Annotated in this window: 14 protein-coding genes; 6 read left to right on the top strand and 8 right to left on the bottom strand. The window is 37.0% G+C overall.

The features are described from left to right. Positions 1-35: 35 nt before the first annotated feature. Entirely contained in the window at positions 36-1,166 is a 1,131-nt protein-coding gene (locus QWT87_RS12915; RefSeq protein WP_302716423.1) for a glycoside hydrolase family 26 protein, read from the bottom strand. A 45-nt stretch (positions 1,167-1,211) separates the two neighbouring features. After that, the gene (locus tag QWT87_RS12920) at positions 1,212-2,498 is read right to left on the bottom strand and encodes a glycoside hydrolase 5 family protein (RefSeq protein ID WP_302716424.1); all 1,287 of its coding nucleotides are present in this window, start codon (positions 2,496-2,498) and stop codon (positions 1,212-1,214) included. 155 nt (positions 2,499-2,653) lie between these two features. Between QWT87_RS12920 and QWT87_RS12925 the strand changes: the two genes are divergently transcribed. From QWT87_RS12925 to QWT87_RS12940, 4 genes are all read left to right on the top strand, one after another. Then, on the top strand, positions 2,654-3,532 hold the full coding sequence (locus QWT87_RS12925; RefSeq protein ID WP_185205471.1) for a helix-turn-helix domain-containing protein: 879 nt from the start codon (positions 2,654-2,656) through the stop codon (positions 3,530-3,532). A 372-nt stretch (positions 3,533-3,904) separates the two neighbouring features. Beyond that, on the top strand, positions 3,905-6,853 hold the full coding sequence (locus QWT87_RS12930) for a SusC/RagA family TonB-linked outer membrane protein (RefSeq protein WP_302716426.1): 2,949 nt from the start codon (positions 3,905-3,907) through the stop codon (positions 6,851-6,853). Between the two features lie 10 nt (positions 6,854-6,863). Then, a complete protein-coding gene (locus tag QWT87_RS12935) occupies positions 6,864-8,465 on the top strand; it encodes a RagB/SusD family nutrient uptake outer membrane protein (protein ID WP_302716427.1) in 1,602 nt (533 codons plus the stop codon). Between the two features lie 12 nt (positions 8,466-8,477). Beyond that, complete coding sequence (locus tag QWT87_RS12940) at positions 8,478-9,539, top strand: IPT/TIG domain-containing protein (protein ID WP_302716428.1); 1,062 nt, start codon at positions 8,478-8,480, stop codon at positions 9,537-9,539. A gap of 102 nt (positions 9,540-9,641) precedes the next feature. On the opposite strand, the gene QWT87_RS12945 is transcribed toward QWT87_RS12940, so the two are convergent. From QWT87_RS12945 to QWT87_RS12955, 3 genes are all read right to left on the bottom strand, one after another. Continuing rightward, complete coding sequence (locus QWT87_RS12945; protein ID WP_302716429.1) at positions 9,642-9,920, bottom strand: DUF6150 family protein; 279 nt, start codon at positions 9,918-9,920, stop codon at positions 9,642-9,644. 44 nt (positions 9,921-9,964) lie between these two features. Then, on the bottom strand, positions 9,965-10,582 hold the full coding sequence (locus QWT87_RS12950) for a flavin reductase family protein (RefSeq protein ID WP_302716430.1): 618 nt from the start codon (positions 10,580-10,582) through the stop codon (positions 9,965-9,967). Between the two features lie 172 nt (positions 10,583-10,754). Continuing rightward, positions 10,755-11,519 (bottom strand): tryptophan-rich sensory protein, encoded by a 765-nt coding sequence (locus tag QWT87_RS12955; protein ID WP_302716431.1) that lies wholly within the window; start codon positions 11,517-11,519, stop codon positions 10,755-10,757. A gap of 519 nt (positions 11,520-12,038) precedes the next feature. Between QWT87_RS12955 and QWT87_RS12960 the strand changes: the two genes are divergently transcribed. Together QWT87_RS12960 and uraH are read left to right on the top strand one after the other, a co-directional pair. Beyond that, on the top strand, positions 12,039-12,608 hold the full coding sequence (locus QWT87_RS12960) for a Crp/Fnr family transcriptional regulator (protein WP_302716432.1): 570 nt from the start codon (positions 12,039-12,041) through the stop codon (positions 12,606-12,608). A gap of 81 nt (positions 12,609-12,689) precedes the next feature. Further along, positions 12,690-13,097 carry a hydroxyisourate hydrolase gene (gene uraH, locus QWT87_RS12965; protein ID WP_302716433.1) on the top strand — a complete coding sequence of 136 codons (408 nt, stop codon included), beginning with the start codon at positions 12,690-12,692 and terminating at the stop codon, positions 13,095-13,097. A gap of 103 nt (positions 13,098-13,200) precedes the next feature. Here uraH and QWT87_RS12970 read toward each other — a convergent pair whose 3' ends face one another. The 3 genes from QWT87_RS12970 to QWT87_RS12980 form a co-directional block, all read right to left on the bottom strand. Further along, positions 13,201-15,210: a hypothetical protein gene (locus QWT87_RS12970; protein ID WP_302716434.1), complete on the bottom strand. Its 2,010-nt coding sequence runs from the start codon at positions 15,208-15,210 to the stop codon at positions 13,201-13,203. Between the two features lies 1 nt (position 15,211). Continuing rightward, the gene (locus tag QWT87_RS12975) at positions 15,212-17,956 is read right to left on the bottom strand and encodes a DUF6603 domain-containing protein (protein WP_302716435.1); all 2,745 of its coding nucleotides are present in this window, start codon (positions 17,954-17,956) and stop codon (positions 15,212-15,214) included. 65 nt (positions 17,957-18,021) lie between these two features. Beyond that, on the bottom strand, positions 18,022-18,717 hold the full coding sequence (locus QWT87_RS12980) for a phage tail protein (protein WP_076395908.1): 696 nt from the start codon (positions 18,715-18,717) through the stop codon (positions 18,022-18,024). Between the last annotated feature and the right edge of the window lie 5 nt (positions 18,718-18,722).

The raw sequence follows: 18,722 nt of genomic DNA on the forward strand, positions 1-18,722 counted from the left end.
TTGATTTTAAAATAATTTACGATGGGTATCGTTTATTATTTATACACATTTGTTTTCTGTATATCTTTCAGGAACAATGTGTTGCCGAGATTGTAAAAATCTCTGAAATCCTGTTCATTCGGATGTCCTTTGTAAGGTACATAATAGTGCATTTTTTTCTCTTCCGTCAATCCGTGATTTCTCCATGCCAGAACGTAAGAAATTTTGTAGTTTCCGATGGCTTCCGTTAAAGTTTTTGTCCAGAAACGATTGTACGGAATCTGCTCATATCCTGTTTCAGCAAGAGCCGGAATTTTATGATGTTCTTTCGCAATTTCGTCCATAATGGCAAACTGCTTTTGAGAACGTTCTACAAAACCTGTATTGTGTACCGGATTATCAAGCTCATAGATATCAAAGCTAATCATATCCACATATTCATCGCCGGGATAAAATTCCAGAAATTCTTCTTTGGTATTAAAGTCTGAAGTATTGTAGATCCAGATAAGATTATTTCTTCCTTTTGTTTTGGTAAGATAATCGTAGGTCATTTTCCAAAGCTGTTTGAATTCTTCAGAGGTACAGTTATTTTTCCCCCACCAGAACCAACTTCCTGTAAGTTCATGATAAGGTCTCCAAAGTATAGGAACCTGTTTTTTATCTTTTCCCTTTACAGAAGCCAGATAATCTGAGATCAGATCCAGCCAGTTGAGAAACATCTGATGTTTTTCGCCTCCGGGTAAAATGGCTTTTACGCCTCCTTTTGTATTATCCCAGGCTGTTTTTCCGGTTAAAGGATTATTGGCGTGCCAACTTACGGTATTTATTCCGCCCATGTTGTAGACATCCTCCATCATCTTTTTCATCTGGGCAAAACTGAAAATATCAATGGGACCTTTTCCGCCGGATTCTATATTCATAACGTCCCATCCGAAAACTGCGGGATAATCTCCTGCTGTTTCTTTTACATCGCTTCTTCCATCCTGCATTCTCCAGTTTACTCCATACCCCAAATCATCCTGATGTCCGAACATCATTCCTTTATCCATAAGCTGCCAAAGATTTTTGTACAGATTCCGGGTTTCCAGTGTGGCATTCTTGTTTGACAGTGAAGAAGTATCCTGCGCCGCAAAAAGACCGGCACAGAATACGTTAGAAACTATAATAAAATTTTTTAAGGAATTCATTTATTTAATTGTAGAGGAAATTTATCCTGCTATTTTAATTATCTTTTAAGGATTAGTATTGTATTTTCTTATGATGTTCCATGTGGATTGATCTGAGATGAAAACCCCATTCAGTCCCTGTTCTTCCATCGGTGGATCTCCCATGTAATCATCGCCTTTTTTCCAGAAGGTCTGCCCGGAAATTGGTTTTGCAATTCCGTTGAACGCCCAGAAAGAGCATCCGGCAAAACTTCCTTTCAGATTTCTGTTCTCATTCCATAATTTCAGAACACTTTCGTAGTATTTGTCTCTTAAGTTTGTACTGCTGCTGATATCGAAAGAATGCCCGTCTCTCGGAAATCCGAATTCTTCAAGAACCAGCGGTTTGCGGAGTTCGTCTGCAATTTTGAGATGATATTTTATATAGTCTGAGGTTTTATGGTTCACTTCTTCGAAATCTTTTTCCATGGTCTCATTTGCAAACCAGCCCCAGTTTTTCGGCCAAATATGAATGGTGAGATAATCTATGTTTTTATCTGAATGGTTTTCTTTATACAGATCCATATCTTCCGTTCCCTGTACTCCTTCACTTCCGGTAGTTACCAGATGATTTTTATCCAGCGATTTAATGAACGAAGCACTTTCTGTAATAAATTTTTTATACTCTCCTTTAGCTGCGGGTCTCATCGGGCGTGGTTCATTGGCAATTTCCCAAGCCATTAGTGTTTTATCTTTTGTATATTTTTTTCCATTCACAGAGTTTCTTCTTGTAACAATTTTTTTGACCTGTTCAAAATACTGATTTTTACATTCTTCGCAGCTATAAAACTTTGCGGTAAAGTTTCTCTGATCATCCCAGTTCAGTTTTTCTGCTGTTTTTTGCTGATCAATTTTATTGTTCCAAAGTAAATATTGCAGCCATCCGCCGCTCCATTCCCAGTTATTGGAAAGAAAAAGGATTACTTTCATGTTTCTTTTTCCTGCTTCATCCATAAGAATGTCGAGTCCTTTTAATTTGTCTTCATCAAATTTTCCGGGTTCATATTGATATGCGGGTTCTACTCTATTTGCTCCGTTTAATTTTCCGGAACCTTCCACTGCGGCAAGAACACGAATATTTTCAATATTTTGAGATTTTAAAAAATCCAGTTCTTTCTTTAATCTGCCGATACCCTTTTCTTCATTTTTTTCCAACCCAAGATAAGAAGCATACCAAAAGTTGGTTCCTACAAAATAATATTCCTTTTTTTTAAGGATGAAATGACCTTCTTTTACGGTGACGAATTTTTGGGCATTCAGTTTCCCCAACACACAAAAAAGTAAGATCAATGGTATTTTGTATTGTAATTTCATAGTAAAGAAAATGCATCAGTCTGTTAACATTTGCTTAATGCCAAATTTATTTATGTATCTTGGCGGGATGTAATATTATTTTGTCATTTTTACATATAAATTACGCAAATAAACGGTAAAAAACTGAAAATCAATACTCATACAAAAGATACAAAATGAGCAAACATTCCGAAATTCTTAGAGAAATAGCTACTATTTCACCCGATGAAACCTTTTTGGTGTTCGACCGCATAAAAAACACATTCGATTTTCCTCTCCATTATCACCCGGAAATTGAGATCAACTTTATTCTTAAGGGAAAAGGCAATAAAAGAATTGTGGGCGACCATATTGGAGAAATAGACCATATCGAACTGGTGATGATTGGCCCCTACCTTCCTCACTACTGGGATAATTACAGATGTAAATCGAAAAAAATTCATGAAATAACGGTACAGTTTAATCAGGATTTCTTTGATGAATCTTTAATGAAAAGACGAATTATGAAACCAATTGACGATCTTATTAAAAATTCTATCCGGGGAATTCTTTTTTCTACAGAAACCGCCGAAAAGTTAAAAGATAATTTTCTGAACTTATCTAAACTAAAAGGTTTTGAAGCTTTTATGGAAATGATGCACATCCTGCATGAACTTGCTATCGCAGAGAATACAACCATTCTCTCATCTTACAGTATAGAACTGGAAACCTTTACCGATGACGACAGCATGAAGCTTATCTACGATTATGTGCATAAAAATTTCGACAAGAAAATAACCCTCGAGGAAGTTGCTGCTATTTCTAATATGAGTATTGTAACCTTCAACAGATTTATAAAAAAGAGAACAGGAAAAACATTCATCAACTACCTGAACGAAGTAAGAGTGGGCTACGCCGCAAGATGGCTGATTGAAAAAAAACTAACGGTATCTGAAGTTGCCTTTGAGTCGGGCTTTAATAATATTGCCAACTTCAATAAAATTTTTAAATCTATAAAAAAATGTACACCTTCGGAATTTAAAAATCAGTTTAACGGTATTAAAAGAGTTCAATAATTCGATAAAATGATTGATTTGTTCTTTTTTTAAGAGGTTGGTGATGTTTTCTGTTAATATTTTATTAATTCTTAATTACGAAAAAGACCATTTTAGACATATAATTCTAATTTATTTTTCAGATAATGTAGAAAAAACACCTAAATATGACTATAAAAAACCATAACATCATGTTTATTAAAAACAAAATAAAAAACTGAAAATCAATTAATTAAAATAAACAAACAGGGCATTTAGTATAACAACAGGTAAAATAATACTGAATTATGACAAAATAACATTAATCGCAATTAGCTTCAAAATTTAGCTTTGTCATCAATGTGAACAAAATGTTAATTCAAACTAAACATTAATTTCTTTTCCGTAGCAATTATGAGAAAAATAAACACCCCCTTACTAAGCCCGGTTCTACAGAATAAAGCCGCCTTATTTTTTGCATTAGCCTTTCTTCCTGTAAGTTGGGTGCATGCTCAAAAAACAAAGAGCGATACTCTAAAAGAGACAAAAATTGATGAAGTTGTAATGATAGGTTATGGCGCTCAGAAAAAAACGAATATAAACTCTGCCGTATCTTCTATTAAATCTAAGGATATTCAGGATCTGAAGCAGGTTTCCGTAGACCAGATGCTTCAGGGAAAAGTTGCGGGAGTTTCCGTAACGAACGGTAACGGACAGCCGGGAGCGGCTGCTTCTGTACGAGTGCGCGGAACGACTTCCATCAGTTCCAGTAACGAACCATTGTATATTATTGATGGTGTCCCCATTTCCGGAGATGCAACCAACAGTTCTACTACGGGAAGACCGATTGCAGGTAACGATACTTCTGCTACGGGAGGTTCGGGAAACGCTGCAGTTTCTCCGCTTACCTTTCTTAACCCTAATGATATAGAATCGATAGATGTACTTAAAGATGCTTCTGCAACGGCAATCTATGGTTCGAGAGGAGCAAACGGTGTTATTATCATTACTACGAAATCGGGCAAAAAAGGAGCGGGAAAGATAAGTTATGAAGGGTATACATCGGTTTCCAGTATTTATAAATATCTGGATGTGATGAATCTTCAGCAGTACGCAAGATATCAGAATCAATTGTCTGATCTGTTTAATCTTCAGCCAAGACCTGAGTTTGCTCATCCTGAATTGCTGGGTAACGGGACAAACTGGCAAAAAGCGATTTACAAGACTGCTTTTTCTCAAAGCCATCAGCTTTCATTTTCCGGAGGAAAAGATAATACCACATTTTATATTTCGGCAAACTATCTTAACCAGGAAGGTAATATTATCAATACCGGACTCAAAAGATATACGTTCCGTACGAATGTAGATTCTCAGGTAAATAACTGGCTGAAAGTGGGTACGAATATTACAGGCGGGGTAAGTAATGAAAACTTTACGGTAAACCAAAGTTATAACGGGCTTATCTCCAATACGCTTTTACAGGCTCCGGATATGCCAATTTATAATTTCGACGGAAGCTACGCTTCTCCTCCTGCTGGACAAAATGTTAATTATTTCAATCCTGTTGCCGAAGCTCTTACCAATACGAATAAATTAATCCGTAAAAATTTCCTTGGAAACCTTTATGCTGAAGCTAAAATTACGAAAGGACTGAAATACAGAATGGAACTATCTGCGAATACGGAGTTTTCTGAGAACACAGAATTTCATCCTTCTTACGACAGAGGTTCTCAATTTAATCTGATCGCAGATTTGTATGTGAGAAATCAGGACTGGTATTCTGTAAACTTTAAAAATTTATTAACGTACGATTTTTCTTTAGGGAAGAATAAATTTACGATACTTGCGGGTCAGGAAGCACAGGATGTACATTATAAAGGATTCAGCTCCATAGGACAGGGATTTAAATCGAACGATGTTTACGGATTAAATCTTGCGGACGATGTTACAACAACTTCATTCCAAGGAAGCAATTCTCTTTCTTCACTTTTCGGAAGAATTATTTATGATTTCGACGGAAGATACAGCCTTACTGCTTCCATAAGAGCAGACCGTTCTTCGAAGTTTGATCCTGAAGCGGATAACGGCAAAAAACAGTTGGGGTATTTTCCGGCAGTTTCTGCTTCTTGGAGAGTAACAAAAGAAAAATTCATGGAATGGATTCCTTCAAACATCATCAGTAACATCAGATTCCGTGGTGGTTACGGAGAAACAGGAAACCAGAATATTCCGAATAACAGATATACTTCCCTGCTTACTATTTACAACCTTGTAGGTAATCTTTCTAACAAAAACCTGAAGTGGGAATCTATGCAGCAGACGAACATCGGGGTAGATCTTACTTTACTGAAGAGACTTAATATAGCCTTAGACTGGTATAATAAAAAATCGAAAGATTTCCTTTTTCAGGCGCCACTTCCTAGTTACGTAACCGGAGGAGCAAATTATTACGGAGGTATTGATGCCATGTACTCGAACATCGGTTCTATGGTGAACAGAGGTATTGATCTTAATATTTCTTACGAAACAAAAGGGGAAAAATTCAACTGGACATCAAATCTTGTTGTTTCCAGATACAGAAACAAATTATTGAGTCTTGCGGACGGTTTGTCGGATATTAATACTCAGGTAAACCTGAACGGTTATCTGCCAATGGTGGCAACCAATACTTTAATCGGCGAACCGGTAGGCGTTTTCTGGGGATATAAAACCAATGATCTTTATCGTACGGCAGACCAGCTTAACAATGCACCGACTCAATTCGGATTTGCACCGAAACTGGGAGACGTTCGTTACGTAGATGTAAATGGAGATGGTAAAATCAATGAGTCTGATATGACGATTATCGGAAATCCGCACCCGGATTTCACATTCGGATTTACCAATACTTTCAGATATAAAAATGTGGATCTTTCTGTTTTTGTACAGGGTTCTGTAGGTAATGACATTCTGAATCTTACGAAAAGAAACGGTACAATGAATTCCCAGTTATATCAAAATCAACTGGTGGGTGCGCTTGATTACTGGACACCAGATAATCCAAATGCCAGTTTGCCAAGACCGGTTGCAGACAATAACAGTACGAATCTTCTTATTTCTGACCGTTTTGTGGAAAAAGGAGATTACCTGAGAATACAGAATGTAACTTTAGGATACACCGTTTCCCCTACTTTTGCTTCTCAGCTTAAACTTACAAGATTCAGAATCTACGTAAGCGCACAGAACCTGTTTACGATTACAAAATACAGCGGATACGATCCTGAAATAGGATCATTCAACCAAAATGTCTTACTGACAGGAGTTGACAACGGAAGATATCCTTCTCCCCGAACATTTAATTTTGGAGTTAATTTAGATTTTTAATTAATTATTTATGAAAGCTTTACAATATTTTAAACATACAGGTTTAGCCGTTTCATTTTTGGGGCTTGGCCTTCTGTCTTCTTGCAGCAGAGAATTTACAGACCGTCCTTCCGAGGACTCCATCAGTCTGGAGAATTATTATCAGAACAACGAACAGGTACAGGGAGCAACAGACGGAATGTACTACAAAACATGGTTTCAGTTCAATAATAAGTTTTTCTACGCCATTTCGGAAGTAGGTTCGGGAAATATGTATACCAATTCTTCGGATGTGAATGCCATGCGTAATTTTTCCATCAACTCTTCCGATGCGGAAATGTTCAATGGATGGCAGTCGTTATGGGCGAATGTAGCACAGGCTAATAATCTCATCAATAATTTACAGAAAAGAGCCGGTGCAGGAGTTTCTCAGGCGGTGATTAATCAGGCTTTAGGAGAAGCTTATTTTATCCGCGCCACAGCTTACTTTTATTTAGTGAGATTATGGGGACCCGTTCCTATAATTATTGATAATGAAGCTGTTGCAGCTAATCCTAAAGTAAACACCAATTTCACAGACGATGTTTACGAGCTGATTCGCAGAGATTATTCTAAAGCGATAGAATTATTGCCTGCCAAAATAAGAGGCGGAGATTATTCTTCGAATGCGAAGGTTTCTAAAGGTTCTGCGAAAGCTTTTCTTGCAAAAGTATATTTGTACAATAAAAATTATACAATGGCAAGACAACTTGCTGAAGAGGTGATTAACAGTGGAGAATTCAAATTATTAGGAGGAACATCGCAATATTCTATTACCAGTAAATCTTTTGGGGATCTGTTCACTTATCCTAATAACAACAATGAAGAATCTATATTCGCATTGCAGTGGAAAGGCGACATTAATTATGGATCTGCCAATAACTGCAACACACAATTTGGGATCAGCAACGGAACATATTCTACCTCCAATGCGTCTTACGGCGGTGTTTTTGCACCTTCTCAGGATATTTTAACGTTATATGATACCAATGACGTAAGAAGGGCAAACACGATTATGTTTCCCGGATATACGTACACAGATATAAAAGTTAAAAACGGACAGAATTTTCAGACTGGTTTCACTGTTCCGCCAGCAGACCAGATCGGAGGTCAGGGTGCAGGTGCAGCCATTAAAAAATATTGCATCGGAATTGTAAATGGAAATTCCACAGGTCCTGTAGACAGTTGGGCAATGATGAACAACAATACCTACATTATGAGATTTGCAGAGCTTCTGCTGATTGATGCCGAAGCGATTTTAGCAGGTGGAAGTTCTACTTCAGACGGCAATGCCTTAAAGGTTTACAATGCTGTAAGAAACAGAGCCGGTCTGTCGAATGTTACTTCTTTCACTTTTGATGATTTGTTTAAAGAACGAAGAAGAGAGCTTGCTTTCGAAGGCGATTACTGGTTTGATCTCGGAAGGATTGACCGCAGTAAAGCCATTGCGATTATGTCTGCTCAAAACCGTGGAAATATGTTTACTGCCGAATATTTTACACCTTCTTCCAGCAGCTTCACCCTGCCTTATCCTGCAAATGATGTGGCTAAAAATCCGAAGCTTTTGGATAGCCCGGTACATTATCAATTTTAAAATTTACAGAAAATGAAAAATAAAATATTTTATACGAAATTATTGGCATGGCTCATTCCTATCATCGGTTTGCTTTCTGTACAGTCCTGTAACAACGAGGATGATGATATGAAGGGGACAACTCCTGTTATCGAACTGGTTTCTGCATCGGTAGATGCCAACAACAAGCCTGTAGATCCTTTGGTAAGCACCCATATCGGTTATCCGTCTAATACTTATGTTATTAAAGGTTCCGGTTTTGCCAGTCTCAGACATATCTATTTTAATGATTATGAGTCTACCTTTAATCCTAATCTGGTTACAGACAATGCGATCATTATTACCATCAATATCAATACCCCTTATGTTAACGGAAGTAATAAATTAAAATTAGTGACCGCAACCGGAACTGTTGAGTATGATTTTGTCATTGCTCCACCGTCTCCGATTTTTAACGGATTCCAAAGCATCAACGCTGCCGACGGAACCAATATTACTCTTAAAGGGAACTATTTCGTTAATCCGACAGTAAAAGTAGGCAATACAGATGCAGCTATTGTTTCTTACGATCTTACCCACATTGTTGCAACTCTTCCCGCAGGATCGCAGGGTAAAAAGGTGTCTGTAACTACTTTATCAGGAACTGTTACGTACAACTCTCAGATAGGTACTTCTGTTTATGATGATGCTTTCTTTGGCGGTATTTCTAATGCTACATGGGCAGGAGATACTTATGATACGGCATACAATACAGATCCCGCAAACGTTAAACAGGGAGAAAAAGCAATAAAATGGGATGTAAAAGCATGGTCTGCATTCCAGATCGATAACAGTCCATCTATACCGTCCACTGCAAAAGGAATTCGGTTTTATATAAAATCTACCTCTGCAATAAATAGTGGATTACGTCTTATTTTAAATTACGGTTGGGGAACTACTCCATCTATAAGTGTAGGAACAGAATATCAATATTTTGAAATTCCGTGGGCGTCTTTCGGGTTATCTTCAGCACCTTCTACAATGAATGTTGTATTTAATAATAACACCGGAAATACAAATACGATATACATGGATGATATCGGTTATTATTACTAAACCAAGTTGTTATTGCTCTTGAGAGCATAGGATATTTTAACAATATTTTTTTTATACAGTTTATCTTTAGACGTACATGGTAAATCATGTACGTCTTTTTTTTCAGCCAAACTTATTTTTATACCGACTTTCTTTCTGCCATCCAGCCTCACCATATTTGTCTACAAAGCATATTTTAACTTGTGCCATTCCTTCAGAAACTAAAGAAATAACACAGGTAGCATCCTGTTTGTTTCGTGTGATATACCAACGAGCATCACCATGAGCCAAACCCCATGAGGGAACTCTGCAAACTAATAAATCTGCCTCTTCTCTGCTGTTTACGACTGCAACCCTTGCCTGTGCTTCCCCTAATGAAGCTGTCTGATATATCCTTGCCATATTTAACCGTTTTTTTTATGTTTTATGTTATGTACGAAATAACCTTACGAAGGTTTCGCGTATTTCATTCTTTTAAGTAATTGGGTTGTGTGATAGCCGTCGAGAGAGGAACCGGCAACTGTTCCTGCCTTTTCAATATCCAAGATTCCTGTTTCTTCCCAGATCTCTTCAGGGAAATATAAGTCTGTAATTTCGCCGACAATTAAGTGTGTACCGTTGCTTTTTACAGAAACAATTTCTTTCAGGATTAACCCCATTTGTATATTCGACTCTTTCACAAAAGGTGCTGAAAAATTATTTCTGTATTCAGCAGTTAGTCCGGAAGCTTCAAATTCTGACTGTTCGCGCTTGTATCTTGCCGATGTCTGGTGTGCTTTTTCAAAAATATCTTTATTCACATGATTAATGGTGTAATAACCTGTCTGCTGTATATTTTCCAGCGTATGTCTCTCAACGGAATCAGGGCGGGAAATAAATCCCATTAAAGGAGGATTCGCGCCAATGTGCATTACAGAATTAAAGACAGCCAGATTGGTTTGCCCATCCTTATTTGCGGTTCCAATTAAATTAAGACTTTTGAAGCCGCTTAAAGAATTAACAAGTGCCGTTCTTTTCCTTTCTTCTGTTTCGGCTATCTGCTGATTGGTAAAATGAATTAACATTAAGTATTGTGATTTAAATTTTTAATTAAAATGTATTTAAAACAGAATTTAATTCTGCTGAGGCTGAGTGATTTTTAGAGAAATGATATTACGCTTATAAAACTGTATGAGAAAGTCTGTCAATTACATTATCAAATTTTAAAGCATAAATTTCACAGACAATAATTCATTATCACAGTGCAGTTCTCTTTTTAAACATCTGAAAAAAGACATTCACAAAAATAACGATCGCTGTGATGATTGCCGAAATATAAACGGTCTGGTTGGCATGCTGATTGGCTACCGCAATAGCAATTAATGCCCAGACTGCCACCAAAGCAAAAGCTCCCATCTTCTGTTTCCAAACCATATACAAATGAATAATGGCTGCAACGGCAAACATGATCACCGTCCACACAGTTTCTGAAATTCCAAAGCCTGACCACTGTATTTTTTTAAGATAAGCTGCTACATCGGCAATTAAAGCCACCGAGATCCAGCCCGAATAAATATAAAAAGGCAGACGAAGGAAAATTGTTGTCTTAAGATCTTTAGATTCTAAAATACTACAGTTATTTCCTATAATTTTAAGCAGAGATATGAATAAAACCACCATAATCGGAATCGTAAGAAAAGTATATTCATACAGCCACGTAAATATCCAAAGGCTGTTTGCCACACAGGAAACGGTAAACCACCAACCGATATTTAAAATAGTCTTTTCTTTAGTATCGGTATTTTTCGTAAACGGGCCGTAATATATAACAAAACCTAAAAGCCCGAGATAAATCAGTCCCCAAATGGAAAAGGCATATCCTGCAGGAGTGAACAGGTTCTGATATCTGGCTGAAATGGTAGCCATCGTTTCATTATTAAAAATTCCGGTGTTGGAAAGATAGTTTACCACAATGGTTGCCACCAAAGCAACTGCATTTAAAATCTGAAATAGCTTTGCCATAATTTATTTTCAGTTAAATTAATCAAATTTACATCAAGCCGAGAAATTCTGCCAACAAAAAAAGTATGAATTTTAAACTCTGTGAAGATTTGAGCTGAATCTTGTTTTAGCCTAGCTGAACTTTTACGAAAGAAAAGAAAAATAACACTCCCAGTTTGAAGTTTTACTTTTAAGTCTGTTTAAACTTTTATTTAACCGCAAAAGTCACAAAAGATCTACTAAATTTTTTATTTAAAGTTGATCATTATCAATGAAAAAGAACACAATAGTTTTTAAAAATCTTTGATTTTTATTCTTTTGAGTACTTTGATTATTCTGGAAATTCGCTTTAACATTATCTTTTATCCCTTTTGCGGTTAATTCTGAAATTAGTTTAAACAAATTTTTTGTTTTATTTTGGGCTTAATTTTTGACATCAGTTCGAAAAGTGTATATGAAAGCATACTTTTTTGTGGTAGATTTAATTAAAATTTAGTTTGAACGTTCTTCGATCAGATTGACATCGTAAGCATACTATTCATGTATTCAGTTCTTGAAAAATTTATCCGGAGCAAAGGCGAAATCTCTTCTGAAAAGATAGAGATCATAACTTCCTGTTTTCAGCCGGTGAACACAAAACGAAACGAAATACTTCTCCAATATGATGAGGTATGCAAATGGTATTACTTCATCAACAAAGGATGCATCCGTCTGTTTACAACCACCAAAGACGGAACAGACAGTTCAAGGTATTTTGCTTTTGAAGGAAATTTTGCAACCGCTTTGCCCAGTTTTATCGACCAGAAACCGGCACAGGAATATCTCCAGACCATAGAAAAATCGGAACTGCTCCGTATTTCGAGGAAAGATTTTTATCATCTCGTAGAAATTTTACCCGAATTTGCCAAAATCTATACCGAAATTCTGGAACTCGGATTCATCATTGCCCAAAAGAGAATTTATGGATTTCAGGGTTTTGATGCTTTGGAAAGAGTAAAATGGCTGATCGAATATCAGCCGCAGCTTTTGCTTCGGGTATCGAACAGAATGGTTGCTTCTTATCTGGGAATATCGCCTTCCACATTAAGCAGAATAAAATCGAAACTGTAAAAACGTTGACATAGAGCAACGTTTTTAATTTTTGGGCTGTCTAACTTTGCAAGACATCGAAGTAATTTAAAATATAGAAAAATGAAATCATTAATTTTTAGCGTTCTTTTCGCTCTTTTGTCGATAGGAGCTTCTGCACAGAAAAATAATTTTCAGCTATCCACTCACATTCTGGATGTTTCAAAAGGAATTCCTGCTCCGGGAGTTAAAATTAAGCTGGAAAAATACAATGAGCAATCGAAAACATGGTCTTTTGTGGATGAGAAAAGTACAGATACAAATGGCAGAATTCCGGATTTTCTTCCGGCAGAAAAAGAAAATCTGGGCATTTTCAAATTAACCTACTACACGAAAGATTATTTCAAAAAAGACAATACCGAAAGCTTTTATCCTTTTGTTGAGGTCGTGTTTGAAATTAAGGATAAAAATCATTATCATGTTCCCATCACGCTTTCTCCTTATGGATATTCCACATACAGAGGAAGTTAAAAGTAAAACAGTATTTTGAAAACAGGCTTTAGCATTAACTTTGGCTAAAGCCTGTTTACTTCTATTAATTAAAATTGACGAATGCCCATTCCTGTTTATAATCCTACACTGAACTCACGTTAAGATACATTCGTAATTTGGGCTGTCTGTACAGATATTCATTTGCCAGTTGTACGCCGTCATCTTTCAAACCAATGAACTGATTTTCTTCTGCGTTATATTCTTTTCCGAAATGGGCGTTTTCATGCTTAAGATAGAGATCAATATAAGAAAACTTCCGATAGGTTATATACAGACGCAAAGTATCATTAATTGTTGTAATGTAATGAAAATCGCTGCTTTCATTCAGTTCGATCACAAGATGCGGCCAGTTTTTAATGGTCTGTGAATGCAGCAGAATTCCGTAATACGATGCATGATAATCAAATACATTTTTCAGGACGTTATTCTGCATAATGTAATCTTCAAAATCTGTCAGGCGCAACTGAGGACCCGCACTGAAAATTCCGAATAAAAAAGCGGTAATCCACGAATTGTCAATTTTAAAATATTTAATGCTTTCCTCCGTACTCAGATCCGGATGAGGAAGAAGGTAATAAACAGGAAAATTTCTGAACTGCATTAATCCCGTAATATAATTCAGCAGCAAATCCGGAACAGCGGGAGGCTGCGTTACTAAAGCAGGCAGATAACTGTATTGGTTTTGTTCCTTTAGCAGATGATGTATTTCCAGATCGTTCTTCCATTTTTTCAGCTCCTGAAGAACCTTATTGTCATTCATAATCATTAATCTTCCGAGTTGCCATGCCGCAGAATAGGTCATGTCGTACATCTTCGTATCTTCATTCAAAAGATTAAGATAATCCTGATGATCCGGAACATCCGTCCATCCTCTTTCCTGTATCCAACCATAAAGATCGAATGAATAATTCCAGTTGGTAAAAGGTCCCTGATACCATGAAACGATTTTTCCTCCTGCTTTCAGTTGGTGTTCCAGCGGAATTTTTGCAAGATCAATTAATTTTCTTACCGCTTCATGCTCCACATTCATGGTCATTTTAAAAGGCTGAAGCTGTAATTCATACAGATAACCTTTTAGGTTTTTACCGTTGTATCTTAAATATTCAAGGATGTAATTATTCTGCTCTTTTTTCCTGTTTTGAGTTTCTTCAAAATCGCGGACGGATTTTGGTTCCGGCAGTTTTTCCCATTCTTGTTTACGTGCTTTTAAATAGGCTTCATTCTCGGATATTAACCGGGCAAGTTCAGGATTGGCTGCTTTTTTCAATTCTTCCAAAGTTAAAACTTCCGAGTCGGCTAAGCCTTTCTTAAACGTATTGAAATCAGGATGTTCTTTCAGCTTATTGATATTAATCTGATAAAGATCTGCACTGATGCTTTCAAAAGACCATTCTGCTAAAACAACGCAGGATTTTGTCTTTTCATATTCATTTGCTCCGCTGAAATTATTTAACTGATATTTTTCTTTTTCCTGATTGTTTACTTCAGCAGAATAATAACAAACGAATACTTTATATTTGGTATCCGGTTCTACCCTTCTGTGAGAGATTACAATGGAAGTTTCTTCAGGAAGATTCAGCTTTTTCAGTTCTTCATGTTCCTGAACTCTTACGTGCGCGAGCTGCGAAACAAAATCCACAGACGGAAAAATTTCGCGGCTTCCTTTTAAAAGATTAAGAATTTTTAGTGGTTTGGGTTCCGCAATGTCTTCCAGTGAATCATTAAGATGATTGGTATCGCTTTCCAGTATTTCAAAATCTCCGGAAGCCAGTTCTTCTTCTTTCAGCAAAACCAAAAAAATGTAGGGAATTCTGTTTCCTTTATATTGACAGTCAAATTCCCAAGGCAGAGTACTTCTCCTGAACTGTACATGCGGAAAAGCTCCTGCAAAATCGCCTGTATGTTCATTGGGAGGATACATTGCCAGTATTTCATTCTGAGGAATAGCAGCGTTGTAACCTTCTACATAAAAAACAATCTCCTGTTGCTGAACTGTGGTGAGATTATTCTGAAGATCAGTCTTAATCTGGTATTTTCCTGATCCTACTGTGGGGATATGCGACGGAGCAATGCCTGTTTTTTCTTCTGCCATTTTAAGCGATTTGATAGGTTCCTAAAGATTTTCCTTTGTATTTGTAAACTTCCGTGGTATTTTCCAGATCGGAATAGTCGATTTCCTCTTCATTTAAAATTCCTAAAACAGTCATCATGCTTTTATCCGGCTGCGCAGAATTTTGATTGTATTTTGCTTCCCGTGATGTAAAATCATCCCGATAGGTTTTGGCACAGGTATCGTATAAAGATGTGGTAACAGGATTAATTCCGGATTCTGTTTCAGAAAACTCCAAACGGATGCCTTTGCATATCTCTTTCAGCAATTTTGAGCCGGATAATATTTCTTCCTGATCCGGAATTGTATTTGTGTGATTCCAAATGGACTTGGGAAGCGATTTCAGCACCGGAGCAACCTGAAAGGAGGAAAAGTGCGAAACGGCTCCTGTAACCGATAACCCGAGTTTGCTGTCTAACGGAGCAGAATCTTTGTAAACAGGATAGATATTCTCCTTTTTTACACTTTCGGCAGTCAGTTGATCTCCATTGATTTCTGTAAGCGGAATTTCGGAAAAGATTTCTAACGCAAAGGTTTTCGGATTAACCACAATAGATTCTGTTCCGTCCTTTCTCTTTATTTTTTTTATGATTCCTGATGCAATATTGCAGACCAGAATTTTGGCAGGTTCCGGTAAAAAGCCGGCAATGAATTCTTCTCTGGTTAATGCAGTATTAATAGACTTCTGATGGTTGCCGAATTTAACTTCCAGTTCATAACCCGCCACTTTAAAAGTCGCTAATCCTCTGAAATCCGGCCCTTCCAGTTGTAATTTGGCACTTAGATTAAATGTCTGATTGATGCTAAAAAGCCATACATCCACCACTATTTTAGCATAGATCTGAACATATACTTCTGCTTTGTAATAAAATGGCTTCCATGAAATAATGAAATCTGCACTGAAGAGAAGTCCTATTTCTGCATACACCACGCGACCGTTCAGGATAAGATTCAAACCTCCTGCAAGACCTGCCATAATGCAGCTTGGCGTTAAAGCAAAATAGGCTTTACCGTAAAAATTAACAGGCCCCAGATTAAAGCTGAATCCTAAACGCGGCGTATTATTGGGATAGTGAACCGGAACTTTAAAATTGGGATGATAACCCCCCAGAGTAAATACGAAGTCTCCTGCAGCTTCTCCTTTCAGCCACATTCCTAAAGCAAAACCGCCTGTTAATTTCAGTTGAGGCAACAATATATAGTTGTTCTCCGTTAGTTGTCCCTGTGCGAGAAAGGTTCCTTCTTCCAGATCTGCACGCATGGAAAATGCGAATTCAAAATAATAAACTCCCTCCAGCTTCATGGTAGATAAGCCCAAAAGATGTAAAGACGTTTTATTTCCGAAGGCTACTGCAAGTATTCCTGTAGTAAAAATCATTTTGTAGGAATCAAATTTAATTCCTGCAATAATTACATAACTGTTTTCGCGAACAGGCAAATAACGGTTTAAATCTCCAAAAATCTTTTTAATGGAATCTCCCTGTTTTAAACCTCCCTGATGAACGATTTTAATGAGGGGAAAATCCGGAATCTCGGTAATCTGAGGCATTACAAAGTCTCGGTTTAATCCAAATCCCAAAGCAAATCCGTGGATGTAAAAAGCAGGATCTAAAGGTATGGGAATGCCCAAATATCCGAATGCGAATAATGAAGAATAGTTTGGCGTTTTGATGTAAGATCCAATGGCTATTATTTCAATTTTACCCAATCTGAAGGTTAATAAACCATTGTATTCTTCCGTTCCGTCGTGTTTTTCTCTTAAAAATGCTCCTGCGATAGAAAGTGAAGGGGTATCATAGATTATAGCAAGTCCCTGCAAAGTAAACTGAAGCTCCTTCCATAATTTTTCCAGACTGAAGTCCTGAAAAACCGTAAAAGGAACTTTAATTCCCAAGCCGACCAACTGCAAACCAAATGGCCCGACATTGAAATCTGCAGATACCGCAATCTGTATGAGATTTTTTTCGATGGAGGGTTTTATCTCGTTAATTTTTACCAACGGATGCTGTTTCTCTTTTTCCTGCTGAGTATTTCCTGAAGTCCCGGAATTTTGTTTTTTTGCGGGATCTGAAGCCGGGAGTGAAGGAACTTTTATGCCTTTAAGATCAAAACCGGGAAAGGTAATTTTCTGTTCTTCGTTTCCTGTTTTTAAAATCAATCCTGCATTGAATCCGGCGTTGAGAAACAACTTATCATTGTTTATCCAGATTTTCTGACTGATGAAATTTTTCTTTGAAAGGCTGATTAATTTCTCCCGATCAGACGTTAATGAATTTTCCTTCTGCAAAAGATATACAAGTTCAAGATCTGAAATTGCATATTCTTTAAGATACTCTCCCACCAAAGGCATTTTTGAAAAACTGATGGCTTGGTTAATGGCTACTGAAAACAGTTTAAACTCTTTAGAAAATACACCTTTAAGCTTTAAGTGTGAATATTTTGCTTCCAGTTGAAAAGCGGTAAGGCTTTCTGTATCGTCTGCGATTTTATAGATCCCGAAATTAAGTTTTTCCGGTACAAAAGGAATGATAATGTCTTTTACATCGCCTTCGTCTTCCAGAAGTCCGGAAATATTTTTTGAAACATCCGGCAACTGACCAACCAAAGAAGTTACGGAAACGTCATCATCCATTTTCGTTCTGTTTCCTGTAATTTTAAAGTCAATCTTTTTTATTGAGACATCAAGCTCAAGCTGAATATCAGCTTTTGATAATGATGGTTTTTCCATGATGTAAAGCTGTTTGATGGTTTTCGCGGATCATATTATAAAGATTCAGTTTTTTCTTAAAATCATTATCTTATTTTCATGATATAAGCTAATTTTACGTGCTGTGGATTCGGGACTTCCACCGGAGTTGGGGTTTCATGACCGATCGCAAATTCTGTGGCTATATTTTCGTCTGTACACCAACTGTTTTCTCTGTAAATAGTCTGATTTCTGGAAGTTGCTTTCGTTCCTAAAAAATCAAAATTATTTCCGCCTGTTCCGGCTTCTACTTTATAATATTTTGTGGTAACGGTACTCCAAACCCGCGGAATATTTTTTTCGCTTAGTGTAATGGTATTAGACCTGTTGTAAACCTGACTGTTTTTCTGGCCGATTCCGGAGTTCCCGAGAATAAAGCTTCCTCTAAGATCCGGAGTGTTATTAAAGCCGTCGCAAAAAGCCCAGCCTTCGGGAAGCGTGGTTCCGTAAAATGCAACGATGGCTCCTACCGGTAAAGAAACCAGTTCGTTATTGGTATATAAAGAGTTGTTGACATCGGTTCTGCCGGAAGTGATCTTCACCAGTTCTTTTGATCCTTTCATAATTTTAAGCTCCTCATTAAGTAATTCTATCTGGTTTTTCAGCTTAATGAGATCTGCTGTTAAAGTACTGATGACTGTATTCTGAGAATCCAAAGCATTAATGGTTGCTTTTCCGGAAGTAAGCTTTTCAATGTCTGCTTCATTCGCTTTAAAGTCTTTGATGTTTAAATTTTCTGCCATGATTT

Source organism: Chryseobacterium urinae (genome assembly GCF_030518295.1).
Taxonomy (GTDB): domain Bacteria; phylum Bacteroidota; class Bacteroidia; order Flavobacteriales; family Weeksellaceae; genus Chryseobacterium; species Chryseobacterium mucoviscidosis.

Coding starts and splice junctions, on each gene's coding strand:
- QWT87_RS12925 (WP_185205471.1), top strand. CDS start 2,654: ATGAGCAAACATTCCGAAATTCTTAGAGAAATAGCTACTATTTCACCC.
- QWT87_RS12950 (WP_302716430.1), bottom strand. CDS start 10,582: ATGTTAATTCATTTTACCAATCAGCAGATAGCCGAAACAGAAGAAAGG.
- QWT87_RS12980 (WP_076395908.1), bottom strand. CDS start 18,717: ATGGCAGAAAATTTAAACATCAAAGACTTTAAAGCGAATGAAGCAGAC.
- QWT87_RS12920 (WP_302716424.1), bottom strand. CDS start 2,498: ATGAAATTACAATACAAAATACCATTGATCTTACTTTTTTGTGTGTTG.
- QWT87_RS12930 (WP_302716426.1), top strand. CDS start 3,905: ATGAGAAAAATAAACACCCCCTTACTAAGCCCGGTTCTACAGAATAAA.
- QWT87_RS12945 (WP_302716429.1), bottom strand. CDS start 9,920: ATGGCAAGGATATATCAGACAGCTTCATTAGGGGAAGCACAGGCAAGG.
- uraH (WP_302716433.1), top strand. CDS start 12,690: ATGAAATCATTAATTTTTAGCGTTCTTTTCGCTCTTTTGTCGATAGGA.
- QWT87_RS12955 (WP_302716431.1), bottom strand. CDS start 11,519: ATGGCAAAGCTATTTCAGATTTTAAATGCAGTTGCTTTGGTGGCAACC.
- QWT87_RS12960 (WP_302716432.1), top strand. CDS start 12,039: ATGTATTCAGTTCTTGAAAAATTTATCCGGAGCAAAGGCGAAATCTCT.
- QWT87_RS12940 (WP_302716428.1), top strand. CDS start 8,478: ATGAAAAATAAAATATTTTATACGAAATTATTGGCATGGCTCATTCCT.
- QWT87_RS12915 (WP_302716423.1), bottom strand. CDS start 1,166: ATGAATTCCTTAAAAAATTTTATTATAGTTTCTAACGTATTCTGTGCC.
- QWT87_RS12975 (WP_302716435.1), bottom strand. CDS start 17,956: ATGGAAAAACCATCATTATCAAAAGCTGATATTCAGCTTGAGCTTGAT.
- QWT87_RS12970 (WP_302716434.1), bottom strand. CDS start 15,210: ATGGCAGAAGAAAAAACAGGCATTGCTCCGTCGCATATCCCCACAGTA.
- QWT87_RS12935 (WP_302716427.1), top strand. CDS start 6,864: ATGAAAGCTTTACAATATTTTAAACATACAGGTTTAGCCGTTTCATTT.